Raw genomic sequence first — 15,423 nt, 5'->3', positions numbered from 1 at the left:
CAATTTTTAGGAAGACACTCGGGTCTAAAATTTCGGACACATTAAGAGATAATAAATATTTTAATGAATATCATTTATTTACATGGCTTTAAAAGTAATTCGGACTCTATTAAAGGGCGGCTGCTTAAACAGTACTGTGCAGAGCATTTACCAGACATGAAGATCCATCTGCCTGACTTGAATATGCCGCCTGTCGAGGCATTAAAACAAATGTCTGAGCTGATTGAGGCTTTAGAAGATGTGGCTTTGGTAGGAAGCAGTCTGGGGGGCTTTTATGCGACACAACTGGTCGCTAAGCATAATATTCCAGCTGTACTGATTAATCCGGCTATGCGACCATGGTTACTCTTTCGGAAACTATTTGCTGTAGAATCCGTTCCCTATCCAGTGACCGAACACTGGACGCTTGATAATGCCCAGTTACAGCAGCTTGAACAGCTTGCAATTCCTTTTGCCCGGCATGCCGAAAAAGTTTTGGTATTACTGCAACAAGGTGATGAAGTTTTGGATTATCGAGAGGCCCAGCGTTATTATAGTGCGCCTGCACATTCATCATTAATTATGACTGAAGCGCATGGCAGCCATGGGATGGACAATTTTGCAGAAAAACTTCCCATGGTGCTTGAATTTTTATCGTATTCCATAAAATAAAGGAAATTGTACAACGTGTCTCAATATACGGCTCAATCACTTGAAGTTCTCTCTGGTCTGGATCCGGTCCGTCGCCGTCCAGGGATGTATACCGATACCACACGTCCTAACCATCTGGCACAGGAAGTGATTGATAATGCTGTAGACGAAGCACTGGCAGGACATGCTAACCAGATTGCGGTTAAGGTCTATAAGGATGGTTCATTGTCGGTTGAGGACAATGGGCGTGGAATGCCGGTTGATATTCATCCGGAATACGGTCAGAGTGGTATTGAAATTATTCTGACCAAACTGCATGCCGGAGGTAAGTTTAGTACCGATAACTACCAGTTTTCGGGTGGTCTGCATGGTGTAGGTATTTCTGTAGTGAATGCTCTTTCAACCCGGGTAGAGGTTGAAGTACAACGGCAGGGCAATCTTTACAAAATGGCTTTTGAACATGGAGAGCCGGTTGCACCCTTAGAAGTTCTAGAAGGTAAAGCACCTAAGCGCGCCAGTGGAACCACAGTTCGGTTTTGGCCAGAAACCAGATATTTTGACAGCCCAAAATTTGCCTTGAAGGCGCTCAAACATAATTTGAAGGCCAAGGCAGTATTGGCAGCTGGTCTGAAAATTAATTATATTGATGAAATTAATAATGAAAAAATAGAATGGCAGTTTGAAAACGGTCTGGTCGATTACCTTATGGATGAACTGCAGGAGCGGGAGATTGTTCCACAGCCTGCTTTTGTAGCAACAGGTGAGGCAGAACGAGCCAGTGCTGAATTTGCAATCTGCTGGAATACCGAAGGTGGTGAACAGATTCAGGAAAGTTATGTCAACCTGATTCCAACAGCTCAGGGAGGAACGCATGTAAATGGCTTGCGTTCAGGCATTACCGATGCATTACGGGAATTCTGTGAGCTGCGTAATCTATTGCCCCGTAATCTCAAGCTTTCGGCTGAAGACGTATGGGATGGGGTAAATTATATCCTGTCTTTAAAATTTCAGGAACCGCAGTTCTCTGGTCAGACCAAAGAACGTTTATCAAGCCGTGAAGCATCATCGATTGTGCAAAATATTGCTAAAGATGCTTTTACCCTATGGTTGAACCAGAATTCTGAAATTGCCATGCAACTGGCAGAAATGGCAATCTCTAAAGCTGGCCGGCGCCTGAAGGCGGCTAAAAAAGTCGAGCGGAAAAAAATTGTTTCGGGTCCGGCTTTACCTGGAAAACTGGCCGACTGTGCCGGCTTGACCCGTGAAGATAGTGAGCTATTTATTGTAGAAGGGGACTCAGCTGGCGGTAGTGCCAAACAGGCGCGAGACAAAAATTTCCAGGCAATCATGCCGATTCGGGGAAAAATTCTGAACACCTGGGAAGTATCTTCCGATGAAGTGCTTGGCTCTCAGGAAGTCCATGATATCGCAATTGCTATCGGGGTCGATCCAGGCAGTGATGATCTGTCCGAATTGCGTTATGGGAAAGTCTGTATTTTGGCTGATGCTGACTCGGATGGCCTGCATATTGCCACTTTGCTTTGTGCCTTATTTGTTAAACACTTTCCAGCACTGGTTGAAGAGGGTCACTTATTTGTAGCAATGCCACCTTTATTCAGGATTGATGATGGTAAGGATGTGCATTACGCTCTGGATGAGGATGAACTTGAAGCCATCCTGAAAAAGACCAAAACCAAGACTCCACAGATTACCCGTTTTAAAGGTCTGGGTGAAATGAATGCCAGCCAGCTTCGTGAAACCACCATGGATCCAAATACCCGTCGTCTGGTACAACTTGATCTGGACGATATTCAACTGACAGCGGGTTTGCTCGACAAATTACTGGCCAAGAAGCGTTCTAGTGACCGCAAGCACTGGCTCGAACAAAAAGGGAATCTGGCTGATATTGTAGTGTAGGCCAAGAAAAATCTGTCCAATGTAGAACTTTGATATAAGTTAAAAAATCAAAGTATTAAAAAGCAGAGCCTTGGCTCTGCTTTAAACATTTAATCATTGTTTAAAAATGGTATTTTACTAACGCACTTACGTTATTTTCGCGTACATCTGGTACACCGTATTTATTGTTCCAGAGAGAATATTCAATACCTAGGTAAAGACGGGTTTCAGGTGAAATATATTTACCGGCATTCCATTTAAGCTGGCTGGTCCAGTTCAGTTCACTTGCATGAGCTACTTCGTCATCTTCTGCAGTTGACCAGTCTAAAAATCCGTCAAACAGGAAGTCTTGGCTGCCTAATTTAAACGGTACTCCATAAGTGAGTGTCATCTGCCAGTCATCTTTCTGGATTTCATTATTTGCGCGATAAAAGTTGATGCTGGCATATTGAGTATAAGGAATAGCTAAATCAAAACCGATACCGTAGAGATAGTTATTAAAACTCTCAATTCCATCACCGCTATTGCCTTCCCAAGTGGTTGAAATCAGTACATCTTTAACTGGGCCGGCAGACAGTTTTTTACCCGAAACTTCGCCCAGGCTTAAGCGTGGAGAAAATTCAAAATAGGTACCTTTATCACCGCCGCTTTCAGTACGGTCTGCAAAAGCAAATACATCACCATATTGTAATTTGGCTGCATATTCAAAGGTTACAGTAGTTTGTTCCGGCTCTGTAGTAAGTTCATAGTTTTCACCGTACAGTCCGGTAATACTAAAATCCTGCCAGACTGGTTTGGCTTGAGCCATGGACGCAGTTGCTGCTAGAGCACATGCCAGTGCGATATGTGTAAATTTCATGTCAGTCTCTCCCCCGTAGACGGCATAAAGAATACACACTATTGTTTAAAAATAAAGACAAAATTTAAGCAGTAAAGAAAAAAAGTCCACCGAAGTGGACGCGCTAAAACAAATATAAGATAAACCAGGAATTAAAGCTGAAACTGAATGCATCAAGAATTTTAAGCGGAACTCTTGAAATTTTCCTTAAACTCTCTGGTTAAAAAACTGGCCCTTCTCTAGTTATCTGGAATAGGTCTGAAAAATTATATATTTAGATCATACCGATTATAAAACAAGTTGCAACCTTAATCTCTGTATTCTATGAACTCAAAACGAATCTTCTTATAAAGGGAGCATGTCTAACCGGTTCGAAAATATAGCAGAAGGTTCTTCAAAAACCACTATGGCTTATTAAAGCAGGATTTATGCATATATCTAAATAGGTTTGTAGGGAAAAGCGTGATGTGTTGTTACCGTTGTGTATGCTTTAGAAATTTTTACAGAATTCACTTGCATATTTTTAAACTTAGCCCGATATTGAAGATAACAGCATGAATAAAATTTTAGCGAGAATTGAGCTAAAACAGGAGGATAGGCACAAAAAACTGCTCGGCAAATCATTAAGTATTGTGTTTAAGTCACCCGTAATAATGTGTCAATTCCAACAAGTTTTGCACAGGTAAGATTCGACCAGAAAGAAGAGGATGAGATTATGAACATTGAAATCCGTACAGATAAAAATATTCAAAACAGTGAACGTCTGATTAGCTATGTGCGTGCAGAACTAAACCAAGAATTCGAACGCCACAATGAGCGAATTACTCATTTTTCAGTTCATATCACCGATGAGAACGGCTTAAAAGGTGGAGATGACGATATCCGTTGTATGATCGAAGCCCGTCCTTCCGGATTAAAACCTGTTGCAGTCAAGCATAAAGCACCGAGTGTCGATTTAGCCATTCATGGAGCTATAGACAAATTGAAACGTAGTCTCGAGCATTTAATTGAAAAAAATGAACCTCAGCGTGGTGGTACTCTCGAAATACCAGATGAATTACCTGAGTAAGAAAAAAAGCCCCTTAGGGGCTTTTTTATGGCTTATTATTTTTATTCAACAATTTCCTTTCAACAAATAAATAATTCTTCGGCATAATAGGAGAAAATTTCCTGTAGAGTGCCAAGATATGTTAACTGCCCCACAACAAGCCTTGATCCAGGCCATAGAAGAATTAGATCTGGAGCAGGTACAGCGTCTTTTAAATGAGGGGCTCGACCCGAATTTTATTGATCCTGAAAAAGGTCCTCCTATTTCAGTAGTATGCGATGGCCTGTTTCAATGGTGGGAAGACGTTTCAGAAGCTTATGCTTCTGATCAACCTTTGACAGAGCAGGAAAAACAGCAAAAATTACAACCACATTTGGCGATACTTGATGCTTTAATTGAAGCTAAAGCCAATTTACACCTATGGGATGCCGAAGAGTTTTATGGTCCACTCTGGGATGCTGCAAGTGCTGCCTGTACTCCTGCTATACAACGTTTACTTGACCATAAAGTAGATCCAAATACTCGTGATGAGGAAGGTCAAACTATTCTCACATCGATCAGCGAATTATTCTTTGACTGCGATTTTGATAAAATAGACTGGACACAGTCACTACCTGAAGAAAAAAATGCATTGGAACTGCTACGTCAAAATGGCGCAAAAATGTCGAAAGAATTAATCTGATTTTGAGTAATCTTATGAATTTATCTAAAACTTTATCTTTTGTTATGCTTTCTACTGTAGCCGTACATACGATGGCTGCCGATTTTTCTTTTGACCGCCCAAGTACAGGTTTTGGTACCAGTATTACACCAGTAGGCCAGCTTGCATGGGAACAGGGATTACCGACAGTAAGTTATGATAAAAGTTATCAGGCTGGCGAAAAACAGAGAGTATTAAATTTAAATGCCGATACACTTTTACGGACCGGTTTAATGCCTGACCTGGAATTACAACTAGGCTGGCAAGGACCAGCCTGGACCCAGACTAAATATAATGGCAAAACAACAGAAGATGACGGTTTGGGTGATATCAGTATTGGTGTAAAAAAAGCCATAGACTTAGGTGATGAGCGTCTATCGATGGCAATTCTGGCAGAAGCTGTTCTGGCAACCGGTAATAGTGGTTTTAGTAATGAAGATGATATTTATAGTCTGAGTTCTGCTGTTGCCTATGTTTATAATGATCTGGTTAATACTTCAATCACAATGCGTTATGAAGTACAAGATGGTAACTGGGCAGTTACTGCGGTACCTACATTTGAATATCAGATTGCTGGCAAGTTGTCCGGTTTTTCTGAATTCGTTTACCGTAAGGCAGAAAGCCGGTCAGATGAAACCTCTCTGGCTTCAGGCCTGATGTATCAAGTTAATAATCGTACCCAGCTGGATGCTAGCGTCGGGGTCGGCCTTGCAGGAGACACACCGGATTATCAGGGTGGTTTAGGTATTTCTTACCTGTTTTAGGAAGTAATACAGATAAGATTAGTGAAAAGCCGGCATTTATTTAAATGCCGGCTTCTGCTGATATTTGATATTAGTTATTATTAATAAACAGAATATAAAACTATATTGACTGTCCTATTGAATAATAAAATGACACTATCTTTCTGATTTTATTAAAAATCAGCTGCGATCAATTCGATGTGCAAATTCAGATAGGTCAGCGAGTGCCTGTTTACTTTCATCAAACCAGGCGCTGAACATTGAAAAGTTATGCCACATACCCGTATAAATTTTAAAATCTACCTCAACTCCAGCAGCTTCGGCCTTTTCCTTAAAACGCTGTGCATCATCTAGCAGAATTTCTTTAGAACCGACTTGAACCAGAGTTGGGGGTAAACCGCTGAAGTCACCAAATAAGGGTGAAACCTGTGGATCTGCTGTATCTATTGAAGGCGGTACATAGTATTCAATACCCCGTTCTAGTAATTCGACTGATAATAATGCATCAAGTTTACGGTTGTAGCGTAAGGATTCACTGGTCAAGGTCAGATCCAGAAATGGTGACATAAGTACCAGTGCACTCGGCAATGGTTGTTCATTCTGCTTGAGTCGTAAAATCAGTGCTAATGCAAGATTAGCTCCACAAGAATCACCTGACAAAATAATATCTTTGGGCTGAATATCTTGGTCGAGTAGAGTCTGGTAAATATCATATACAGCTTCCAGAGCTTCGGGGTATGGATGCTCTGGTGCCAAAGGATAGTCAATATGAACGACCTGCATCTGGGTTCGGGCAGCAAGCTCAGTCATAAAAGACCGGTGAGTAGCCAAACCTCCTAAAAAGAAAGCACCACCATGAATATGTAGAATCATCTGGGTAGCATTAGGTTGAGGCTTGATTTCTTCTGCGCGAACACCGGCTAACCGGAGTGCCCGGATCTCGACTTCAGGATTTTTGGGAAAGACTCGGCCCAACTGATTAAACGCAGTACGCAGTACAGGAAGAGGAAGAGCAAATTGGCTGGGTTTACGTACCAGCGATTTCAGCAGTGACTCGGCTAAAAATTGTTTAAAAATTGGGTCAATCTTCATACTTTTTCCATTATGGTGATTTACTATTTTTATTGAAGTGTATTTACCGACAGTTTTTACAAGCGTACACTAAACGGTCACATTCAAAAGTTGAATTCTTGTTGTGACTTCTTTAATACTAGGGTGGTCGACTAGTGCAGGACAAGGGAAGCTAGAAAAATGAAAAAAATCGCAATTGTGTTAGGACTGTTCAGCGTGACTGCTTTGGCAAATGCAGCTGATCCGCTTAATGGTACAGTATGGAAAACGATAGACGACCAGACTAATCAAGCGAAAGCCTTAGTCAAGTTTACTGAACAGAAAAATGGAACTCTGACAGCATCTATTCAGAATGTACTCACCAAAGGTGAGGAAAATGCCTGTACGAAATGTGAAGGTCCATACAAAAACAAGTCACTTAAAGGTTTAACCATTGTTCATAACCTGAAAAGTGTAGGTACCAATAAATATGATGGCGGTACCATTCTTGATCCGCAGTCAGGTAAAACCTATAAACTGAAAGGTGAGCTGGCTGAAGGTGGTAAAAAACTGAAATTGCGTGGTTATATCGGTGTATCAGCTCTAGGCCGTAACCAGACTTGGGTTCGCGCTAACTAAGCTTGAATTGAAGTCAAATTCCATAAAACTCCCGGCAAATTACCGGGAGTTTTATATTTTAAACTTAGCTTCTCTCAGCAAGCGTTCGATAAGAAAATTCATCAAAACCTACCACATAGCCTTGTGGTGTTTTTAATACCGGACGTTTGACCAAGCTGGTATGGGTGATTAAGGTTTGAAGCAGCTGCTCTTCACTCTCTAGGGCTTTCTGCTGCTCTGTTTCCGAAAGTTTTCGCCAAGTGGTTCCTTTTTTATTAAGAATTACATCAGCTCCCATCTGCTCCAGCCATTCCTTGAGAGTCTCTTTATCTATTCCCTGTTTTTTATAATCATGAAATTCATAGGGCAAGTTTAGTTCATTGAGCAGATCAAACGCTTTTTTCATTGAACTGCAATTTTTAATTCCATAAATTTTCAGCATATTACTATCTTTTTTAACCTTTTCGACAAGACTAAAGGTTAGCTAAAATTACTAGTATTGGCTATTCGATTAAAATTAAAGTTTTATGAAAGTGACACAGGACTGTCACATGAAAGACTTAAAATAATTTAATAAAGAAGTAAGATTTAAAAATATATGGATCAAGAGAGTTTTATAAAATGAGGGTCCTAAAATAGAGAAAACCCACATTTAATCATCCTGATCATGCGGGTCTCAAGCTAACGTCCATTGTCATGTCCTTAAAAAATAAGCTAAATCATTTAGATTATTTTCTTCATCCTACGGCTTCCGATCCTTTTCGTGTCATCCTGACCCATCCTTGTGCCGTAGCGGTATAATGCGCTTAAGCAGCTGTAATAAAAAGAAACAATAACTACAAATCATGTAGGACAAAAACTCACATTGAGTTTACATGTGTACACTAATTTAGTTTATTTTATAGTCGATTATGACTGGTGCATGATCACTAAACCATTGTTCTTTATATACCCAGGCATTGACTGTACGGTTTTTCCAGTCTGGTGAACAAGCTTGGTAATCAATTCGCCAACCTACATTTTTAGCACGGGCCTGACCACGGTTGGACCACCACGAATAAAGTTCTGCTTCTGGACGAACTTCACGGAATGTATCTACATAACCCAGTTCATCATAGATATGGTCCAGCCAGGCCCGTTCATGAGGTAAACATCCGGAGGACTTCTGGTTACCTGACCAGTTTTTAATATCAATACGTTTATGTACGATATTATAATCCCCACAGATAATGATAGATTTGCCTTCCTCTCGCCACTGCTTAAGGATTTTTTGATACTCTTCTAAAAAGTAATCTTTACGTGCCTGTGCTTCATCACCAGATGAACCTGATGGTAAGTAAAGTGAACAGATATAAACCGGATAGCCGAATCCTAAATCAAATTCAGCTGTAACAAAGCGGCCTTGGCTGTCAGCCAGTTCAAAACCTAGGCCATCTTTAACTGAAATAAAAGGCAGGCGGCTATAGATCGCAGTTCCAGCATAGCCTGGACGCTCAGCTGGAAACAGATGCGTGTACCAGCCTTCTGGTTTAAATTTATCGGTCCACTGCGCATGGGTAATCCGGCTCTCCTGCATGCAAATTACATCAGCATCAGACTGTTCCAACCATTCCAGCAGGCCTTTAGTCACTGAGGAACGTAAACCGTTTACGTTAATTGAAACCACACGTAGAATTTTTTGATCACCTGGATAGCTACTCTTTGGTATCATGCGCAAGTCTTACCTCAATCTAAAAATTTGGAGCACCTCATGACAACGCCTGTGCAATTTAACCCGCAAGCTTTCATCGAACTTGCCTTATCACGTGGTGTGCTTAAATTTGGTGAGTTTACTTTAAAATCAGGCCGTGTGAGTCCTTATTTTTTTAACGCAGGTTTACTTAATGATGGCGAAGCATTGTCATTACTGGCAGCAGGTTATGCTGACAAGCTGACAGAATACAATCAGGTAGAAGTAATTTTCGGGCCAGCCTATAAAGGGATTCCATTTGTGGCCGCTACAGCTGTGGCTTTGTCACAAAATCATGGTGTAAGTGTGCCATGGGGCTTTAACCGTAAAGAAGCCAAGGATCATGGCGAAGGTGGAGTACTGGTAGGTGCTTCAGTACAAGGAAAAAAAGTCTGGATTATTGATGACGTGATTACTGCTGGCACAGCCATCCGTGAAGTAGTAACTATCCTTAAAAATGCGGGTGCATCAATTGCCGGCGTACTGGTTGCTCTTGATCGCCAAGAAAAAGGTCAGGGTGAACTCTCTGCAATTCAGGAAGTGCAGAAGGAGCTGGAGATTCCTGTACATGTATTGATTACGATGAAAGACTTGATGAATTATCTAGAAACGAAGGGCGATAAGGTGGCACTTTCAAAAATGGAAGCCTATCGAATGAAATATGGGATCTGATATTCAGTCGAAAAGTTTAAGCTTTTTAAAGCCCTATTTATAATAGGGCTTTATTCTTCTATTCAATCAAATAAAGTTATAACTCCTGACCAGTTTGAGTTCTTTATTCCGTTTTGATCACCTGGAAAAATTAGCCCATATAGAGGAACTAAAAATAATTAATAATATTAAGGTCTGACAGGGTTTTATATACTGACCCTTTTTATAAAGATATTTAACATGAAATAAAAGCTTTACTAAAATTGAGAAAAAAGCACAGTTAATCTCCGCTATACTTTTCTGGATTAAAAATTGATAGAGCAAAGACAGATGCGCGTACTTGTTGTGATGGATCCTATTGAAAATGTAAATCTGAAAAAGGACTCAACCATGGCTATGCTATGGGCAGCCAGCCGTCGTGGCCATGAACTCGGTTATGCATTACAGCAAGACTTATACATTGATCAGGGTAAAGCCTGGGGCCTGATTTCTCCTTTAAAGGTATTTGAAGACTATAATCATTACTACGAGTTAGGCGAAAAACAAAAAGAATCAATCGCAGCCTATGATGTGGTATTGATGCGTAAAGATCCGCCATTTGACATGAACTTCGTCTATACAACTTATATTTTGGAGCAGGCAGAGCAGGAAGGTGCACGTATTGTCAATAAACCGCAGAGTCTGCGCGACTGTAACGAAAAACTGTTTGCAACTCAGTTTCCAGAATTGCAGGTGCCAACCCTGGTGACCTCACAGCAACAGCTGATTCGTGAATTTATTGCAGAACATCAGGATGTGATTGTCAAACCACTTGATGGTATGGGCGGCGCTGGAATTTTCCGCTTAAGTGCGACAGGAGCCAATATTGGTTCCACACTAGAAATGCTGACTCAACTCGGACAACAGCCAATTATGGCACAGCGTTATATTCCGGAAATTGTTGATGGTGATAAACGTATTTTAATGATCAATGGAGAGCCTGTACCATACTGCTTGGCGCGTATTCCACAAAATGGTGAAGTACGCGGTAATCTGGCAGCAGGCGGTTTGGGCGAGGCCCGTCCCTTAACTGAAAATGATAAAGTAATTGCAGCTAAAGTTGGACCTTACCTGAGGGAGAAGGGCCTGATCTTTGTAGGCCTTGATGTTATTGGTAATTATGTGACTGAAATTAACGTTACCAGTCCAACCTGTATTCGCGAAATTGATAACCAGTTTGGTACTTCAATTGCGGATGATCTGTTTGAAGTTCTGGAAAATAGCCCCTCAGCTTAAAACTGGAAATATAAAGAAGCCCAGATCTGGGCTTCTTTATATTCTATAGGGATAGCGCTGAAATAATTGTATGGTCAAGATCAGACCAAGCACAGAGAGAATCGTACTGACCCAAGCAATCATGCTCCAGAGCTGAGTATAAGAAATTAAGGCTGCAGTCAGTGGGGGAACAGTAAGTTGTGCAAAAGCAGAGACTTGCAGGACTAACCCGATACTGGCTGCTGTGGCATTTGGCTGTGGTGCATAATGCAGACTAATGGCAAAAATAGTAGTGGGAATAAAACCTCCCAATATTGAAAATACCATGATAGCTAGATATTTCAGACCAAAAGACAAATTAAAATAAGTAGAGAAAGCCAGCCAGCACATCATGACCATAAGTATAAAACCTGTGCTAATGAGCCGTACAGGTGCCAGACCACGATGTAATAAAAAACCGGAAGCAAACGTACCTAAAATATTAGAGACTGAAACAAGAGCAGTCAGTGTTCCGGCAACTTTTAGATTAATTTGCTCATCAAGATACAATGTCGGTAAAAAGCCAATTACTGTCAGCTATTGACTGGTATAGCAGGCAAAAATAAGAGCCAAGATCAGTACAGGCGGATGACTTAAGGTTGTTCTCAAAAGCTTAATGAATAAAGGGAAGGAGCTATTTTGTATTTTGTTGATAGGCGGTAACTGTAGGTACACGACAGCCGCCAGCAGCAGGCAAGATAAGCCAAGCATATTCCAGATCTGCTGCCAGCTCCAGAACTCTAACAGGAATGGTATAAACAGCAGGGCGAGACCCACACCTAATCCCATATAGGATCCCCATAGCCCCATTTTCAGGTTAAGTGATTCAGGCGTACTCAGCTGTTTAAGCAAAGTTGAAGCACATAAAGTGATAAAAAGGAAGCCAACACCTTCAATAAAACGGAAAATAAACAGGCTATAAAGATCGTTAATCCATAAACTGCCCATACTGGCACAGCCTAGAATGACTAAACCCAATATAAGACATCTTTTTAAACCAAAATATTGTGAAAGCCCGCCCAAGCTTAGAGCAAAACACATACCAGCTGCTTGTACCAGTGAAAGTGCTAAACCTGCCTGAGTTAAACTCAGGCCAATTTCCTGCTGTAGAATGGGTAAACCCGCAGATAGTTTACCTACGTGAATAGCGGCTAGGTAACCTGCGAAAATGATGCAAAAATTAGTCTTTAAAGAAGCTGGAGCCACGTTTTTCATCCATGAAAATATTGGGATTTTTTTGAATATTAAGAGAATTTTTTTATAGTTTATAATGAGATTTTATAAAAAAATTAGAATTTTTGCATAATATGATAATTTTAATTTTTATTAATCTTGTATTGGAATCAATAAAGCTCTTATACAAAACTTTACTCAAGAGAATAATCATAATAAAGAACGAGAAGGGACATTTTTATCTTTAATTAAATTAAACTCTCGATAATTATACGAATTTATATAGGGTTAATAATAAAACTAGTTTAAACTTTAAAATTCCAAGAAAAAAACGATGACATGCTTGGTGAAAAAAAGTAAATAAACTTTTCGAAGCTTAAACTTTGTGATTACAATTAGCGGTCAAAAAACTGGTTCCCAGTCGAATTATTTTAGTATTGAAGAATTAAGCCGTGTCTGACTCACAACAACGTATTTCCAAACATGTCATGATTATGGCTGCCGGCACAGGCGGCCATGTTTTTCCTGCGCTTGCTGTTGCCAAACAATTACAATCAGAAGGTGCTCAGGTTTCATGGTTGGCAACTCCTCAGGGTATGGAGAACCGCCTGCTTCAAGATCAGAAAATTCCAATTTACCAGATTGATATTCAGGGTATACGTGGTAATGGCATACTTCGTAAACTCATGGCCCCCTTTAAAATTTTAAAGGCAACTTTTAGTGCTATGCGTTATATGAAGCAGCTAAAAATTGATGCGGTGGCTGGTTTTGGTGGATATGTTGCAGGACCTGGTGGCTTGGCTGCTCGTTTATTGGGTATACCTGTCATTATTCATGAACAGAATGCCGTAGCCGGTTTTACCAATATACAGCTTTCTCGTATTGCAAAAATAGTCTGTCAGGCATTTCCAGAAACTTTTCCGCCACAGTCCAAAGTGGTCACAACCGGTAATCCGGTTCGTAAAGAAATTGCTGAAATTCTAAATCCAAAATGGCGCTATGATCAGCGTGCAGCTGCACAGGCACCGCTAAATATTTTAATTGTGGGAGGCTCACTAGGTGCACAAGCATTAAATGAGCGAGTCCCTGCCGTATTAAAACAGTTTGATATGCCTTTAAAGGTATTTCATCAGTGTGGACAAAAACAGCTGGAACTTACCCAGTCTGCCTATCAGGGAGCACCAGCGAGTTTACAAGTTGAAGTACAGCCATTCATTACCGATATGGCCAAAGCTTATAGTGATGCTGACTTAATTATTTGTCGTGCTGGCGCACTTACTGTTACTGAAGTCGCAACTGCTGGGGTGGCTGCCATATTTATACCTTTACCTATCGCTGTAGATGATCATCAGACTGCCAATGCCCGGTTTCTAGCAGATTTGGGTGCTGCCAAAATCTGTCAGCAAGCCGTCATGAGCCCTGAATATTTAAAAGAACTTTTAACGCCCTTACTTAACCGCCAGTTACTGACTGAAATGGCAGTCAAAGCGCGGCAACAGGCACAACCGAATGCAACTCAGCACGTGGTTGATTTAATTAAAAAATTGTAATATAGAGTTTATTATGTCTCCTTCTATTCCTGCTGAACAAGTTAAAGAATTAATTAAAATTCCTGAAATGCGCCGTATCAAGCAAATTCATTTTGTCGGAATTGGTGGGGCAGGTATGTGTGGTATTGCCGAAGTACTTAAAAATCAGGGTTACTGCGTTTCAGGCTCAGATATTAAGGCCTCGAAGACCACAGCTCAGCTCGAAGAAAATGGTATTGAAGTATTTATTGGCCATGCGGCTGATAATATTAAAGGTGCTAGTGTACTGGTAGTGTCTACCGCAATTGATCCTGAGAACCCGGAAGTCAAAGCCGCGATCGAACAGCGTATTCCAGTGGTACGCCGTGCCGAGATGCTGGGCGAGCTGATGCGTTACCGTCATGGAATTGCAGTAGCAGGGACTCATGGTAAAACCACAACTACCAGTCTCCTGACCTGTATGCTGGCAGAAGAAGGTATGGATCCTACTTATGTTATTGGCGGCTTGCTGAACCGTACTGGTGTAAATGCTGCATTAGGAGCAAGTCGTTATATCGTAGCTGAAGCCGATGAGTCAGATGCATCCTTTTTACATCTTGAGCCAATGGCAGCCATTGTGACCAATATCGATGCTGACCATATGGATACTTATGGCGGTAGTTTTGATGTACTGAAAGATACCTTTATCCAGTTCCTTCACAAGCTGCCATTTTACGGCTTGGCAGTTGTATGCGGTGATGATGCCAATATTCGTGAAATCATGCCGCGGATCGCGCGTCCATTATTAACTTATGGCTTCAATCCAGATAATGACATTCGCGCTGTCGATGTTGAACAGGATGGCATGCGCAGTCACTTTACGGTATTACGTAAAGATCGTGAGCCATTACGCCTGACGATTAACCAGCCCGGCCTGCATAATGTATTAAATGCACTGGCAGCTATTGGTGTTGCAACAGATGAAGGTGTATCCGATGCCGCAATTGGCCGTGCACTAGAAGGTTTCAGTGGCGTGGGACGCCGTTTCCAGGTTCAGGGTGAGTTTGGGCTGGAACAGGGTACAGTCAAGCTGGTCGATGACTATGGCCATCATCCGAAAGAGGTAGAAGCTACCATCAAGGCTGCACGGCAGAGCCACCCTGACCGTCGACTGGTCATGATGTTCCAGCCTCACCGCTTCAGTCGTACCCGAGACTGTTTTGATGACTTTGTCGATGTACTTTCACAGGTTGACCAGTTACTGTTACTTGAAGTTTACCCTGCTGGTGAAAAGCCGATAGTGGGTGCGGACAGCCGATCGCTAGCACGCAGCATCCGTCTGCGTGGCGAGGTTGAACCAATCCTGATCGATCCGGTCGAAGGTAATCTGCAGAATGTTATACAAAAAGTGTTACAACCGAATGACTTGTTATTAACCCAAGGTGCAGGTAACGTGGGGGCTATTTCACTTGAACTCGCTCATCACCAGCTCTATCTGAAATAGGACTTTTGGGTCATTTAAAAAATATTAGTGATAAAACTTTAA

Annotated in this window: 14 protein-coding genes and 1 pseudogene; 10 read left to right on the top strand and 5 right to left on the bottom strand. The window is 41.3% G+C overall.

Translation table 11 applies throughout. From position 1 onward, the window contains the following. The first annotated feature begins 63 nt into the window (after nt 1-63). On the top strand, nt 64-651 hold the full coding sequence (locus AC0VYT_RS13750) for a YqiA/YcfP family alpha/beta fold hydrolase (RefSeq protein ID WP_005017776.1): 588 nt from the start codon (nt 64-66) through the stop codon (nt 649-651). A 15-nt stretch (nt 652-666) separates the two neighbouring features. Beyond that, the gene (gene parE / locus AC0VYT_RS13745; RefSeq protein WP_005017778.1) at nt 667-2,547 is read left to right on the top strand and encodes a DNA topoisomerase IV subunit B; all 1,881 of its coding nucleotides are present in this window, start codon (nt 667-669) and stop codon (nt 2,545-2,547) included. 100 nt (nt 2,548-2,647) lie between these two features. Here parE and AC0VYT_RS13740 read toward each other — a convergent pair whose 3' ends face one another. Continuing rightward, nucleotides 2,648-3,385 carry an outer membrane protein OmpK gene (locus AC0VYT_RS13740; protein ID WP_005017779.1) on the bottom strand — a complete coding sequence of 246 codons (738 nt, stop codon included), beginning with the start codon at nt 3,383-3,385 and terminating at the stop codon, nt 2,648-2,650. Nucleotides 3,386-4,079: 694 nt separating this feature from the next. On the opposite strand from AC0VYT_RS13740, the gene AC0VYT_RS13735 reads away from it, so the two are divergent. From AC0VYT_RS13735 to AC0VYT_RS13725, 3 genes are all read left to right on the top strand, one after another. Continuing rightward, nucleotides 4,080-4,433 (top strand): HPF/RaiA family ribosome-associated protein, encoded by a 354-nt coding sequence (locus tag AC0VYT_RS13735; RefSeq protein ID WP_005017781.1) that lies wholly within the window; start codon nt 4,080-4,082, stop codon nt 4,431-4,433. Nucleotides 4,434-4,551: 118 nt separating this feature from the next. Continuing rightward, a complete protein-coding gene (locus AC0VYT_RS13730; protein ID WP_005017789.1) occupies nt 4,552-5,094 on the top strand; it encodes an ankyrin repeat domain-containing protein in 543 nt (180 codons plus the stop codon). 14 nt (nt 5,095-5,108) lie between these two features. Beyond that, a complete protein-coding gene (locus tag AC0VYT_RS13725) occupies nt 5,109-5,876 on the top strand; it encodes a transporter (RefSeq protein ID WP_005017790.1) in 768 nt (255 codons plus the stop codon). Nucleotides 5,877-6,035: 159 nt separating this feature from the next. Here AC0VYT_RS13725 and AC0VYT_RS13720 read toward each other — a convergent pair whose 3' ends face one another. Beyond that, nucleotides 6,036-6,947: an alpha/beta hydrolase gene (locus AC0VYT_RS13720; protein WP_005017796.1), complete on the bottom strand. Its 912-nt coding sequence runs from the start codon at nt 6,945-6,947 to the stop codon at nt 6,036-6,038. Between the two features lie 159 nt (nt 6,948-7,106). Between AC0VYT_RS13720 and AC0VYT_RS13715 the strand changes: the two genes are divergently transcribed. Further along, a complete protein-coding gene (locus AC0VYT_RS13715) occupies nt 7,107-7,544 on the top strand; it encodes a DUF2147 domain-containing protein (protein WP_005017798.1) in 438 nt (145 codons plus the stop codon). Nucleotides 7,545-7,608: 64 nt separating this feature from the next. Here AC0VYT_RS13715 and AC0VYT_RS13710 read toward each other — a convergent pair whose 3' ends face one another. Both AC0VYT_RS13710 and AC0VYT_RS13705 read right to left on the bottom strand, forming a co-directional pair. After that, the gene (locus AC0VYT_RS13710) at nt 7,609-7,965 is read right to left on the bottom strand and encodes a Spx/MgsR family RNA polymerase-binding regulatory protein (RefSeq protein ID WP_005404660.1); all 357 of its coding nucleotides are present in this window, start codon (nt 7,963-7,965) and stop codon (nt 7,609-7,611) included. A 447-nt stretch (nt 7,966-8,412) separates the two neighbouring features. Continuing rightward, complete coding sequence (locus tag AC0VYT_RS13705; protein WP_005017802.1) at nt 8,413-9,234, bottom strand: exodeoxyribonuclease III; 822 nt, start codon at nt 9,232-9,234, stop codon at nt 8,413-8,415. A 39-nt stretch (nt 9,235-9,273) separates the two neighbouring features. Here AC0VYT_RS13705 and pyrE point away from each other — a divergent pair, with 39 nt between their 5' ends. Continuing rightward, nucleotides 9,274-9,924 (top strand): orotate phosphoribosyltransferase, encoded by a 651-nt coding sequence (pyrE, locus tag AC0VYT_RS13700; protein WP_005017804.1) that lies wholly within the window; start codon nt 9,274-9,276, stop codon nt 9,922-9,924. A gap of 309 nt (nt 9,925-10,233) precedes the next feature. Further along, complete coding sequence (gshB, locus tag AC0VYT_RS13695; protein WP_005017805.1) at nt 10,234-11,178, top strand: glutathione synthase; 945 nt, start codon at nt 10,234-10,236, stop codon at nt 11,176-11,178. Nucleotides 11,179-11,214: 36 nt separating this feature from the next. On the opposite strand, the pseudogene AC0VYT_RS13690 reads toward gshB, so the two are convergent. Then, a pseudogene (locus AC0VYT_RS13690) lies at nt 11,215-12,411 on the bottom strand (MFS transporter). Between the two features lie 410 nt (nt 12,412-12,821). On the opposite strand from AC0VYT_RS13690, the gene murG reads away from it, so the two are divergent. Then, the gene (murG, locus tag AC0VYT_RS13685; RefSeq protein WP_005017811.1) at nt 12,822-13,919 is read left to right on the top strand and encodes an undecaprenyldiphospho-muramoylpentapeptide beta-N-acetylglucosaminyltransferase; all 1,098 of its coding nucleotides are present in this window, start codon (nt 12,822-12,824) and stop codon (nt 13,917-13,919) included. Nucleotides 13,920-13,932: 13 nt separating this feature from the next. After that, a complete protein-coding gene (murC, locus tag AC0VYT_RS13680; protein ID WP_005017818.1) occupies nt 13,933-15,381 on the top strand; it encodes a UDP-N-acetylmuramate--L-alanine ligase in 1,449 nt (482 codons plus the stop codon). Nucleotides 15,382-15,423 lie beyond the last annotated feature (42 nt).

Source organism: Acinetobacter sp. QJM3NY_42 (genome assembly GCF_056173745.1).
The sequence above is the reverse complement of the archived record's forward strand: the minus strand, read 5'-3'. Positions and strand labels throughout refer to the sequence as shown.

Coding starts and splice junctions, on each gene's coding strand:
- AC0VYT_RS13740 (WP_005017779.1), bottom strand. CDS start 3,385: ATGAAATTTACACATATCGCACTGGCATGTGCTCTAGCAGCAACTGCG.
- gshB (WP_005017805.1), top strand. CDS start 10,234: ATGCGCGTACTTGTTGTGATGGATCCTATTGAAAATGTAAATCTGAAA.
- AC0VYT_RS13715 (WP_005017798.1), top strand. CDS start 7,107: ATGAAAAAAATCGCAATTGTGTTAGGACTGTTCAGCGTGACTGCTTTG.
- AC0VYT_RS13735 (WP_005017781.1), top strand. CDS start 4,080: ATGAACATTGAAATCCGTACAGATAAAAATATTCAAAACAGTGAACGT.
- AC0VYT_RS13710 (WP_005404660.1), bottom strand. CDS start 7,965: ATGCTGAAAATTTATGGAATTAAAAATTGCAGTTCAATGAAAAAAGCG.
- AC0VYT_RS13725 (WP_005017790.1), top strand. CDS start 5,109: ATGAATTTATCTAAAACTTTATCTTTTGTTATGCTTTCTACTGTAGCC.
- AC0VYT_RS13730 (WP_005017789.1), top strand. CDS start 4,552: ATGTTAACTGCCCCACAACAAGCCTTGATCCAGGCCATAGAAGAATTA.
- pyrE (WP_005017804.1), top strand. CDS start 9,274: ATGACAACGCCTGTGCAATTTAACCCGCAAGCTTTCATCGAACTTGCC.
- AC0VYT_RS13705 (WP_005017802.1), bottom strand. CDS start 9,234: ATGATACCAAAGAGTAGCTATCCAGGTGATCAAAAAATTCTACGTGTG.
- AC0VYT_RS13720 (WP_005017796.1), bottom strand. CDS start 6,947: ATGAAGATTGACCCAATTTTTAAACAATTTTTAGCCGAGTCACTGCTG.
- AC0VYT_RS13750 (WP_005017776.1), top strand. CDS start 64: ATGAATATCATTTATTTACATGGCTTTAAAAGTAATTCGGACTCTATT.
- murC (WP_005017818.1), top strand. CDS start 13,933: ATGTCTCCTTCTATTCCTGCTGAACAAGTTAAAGAATTAATTAAAATT.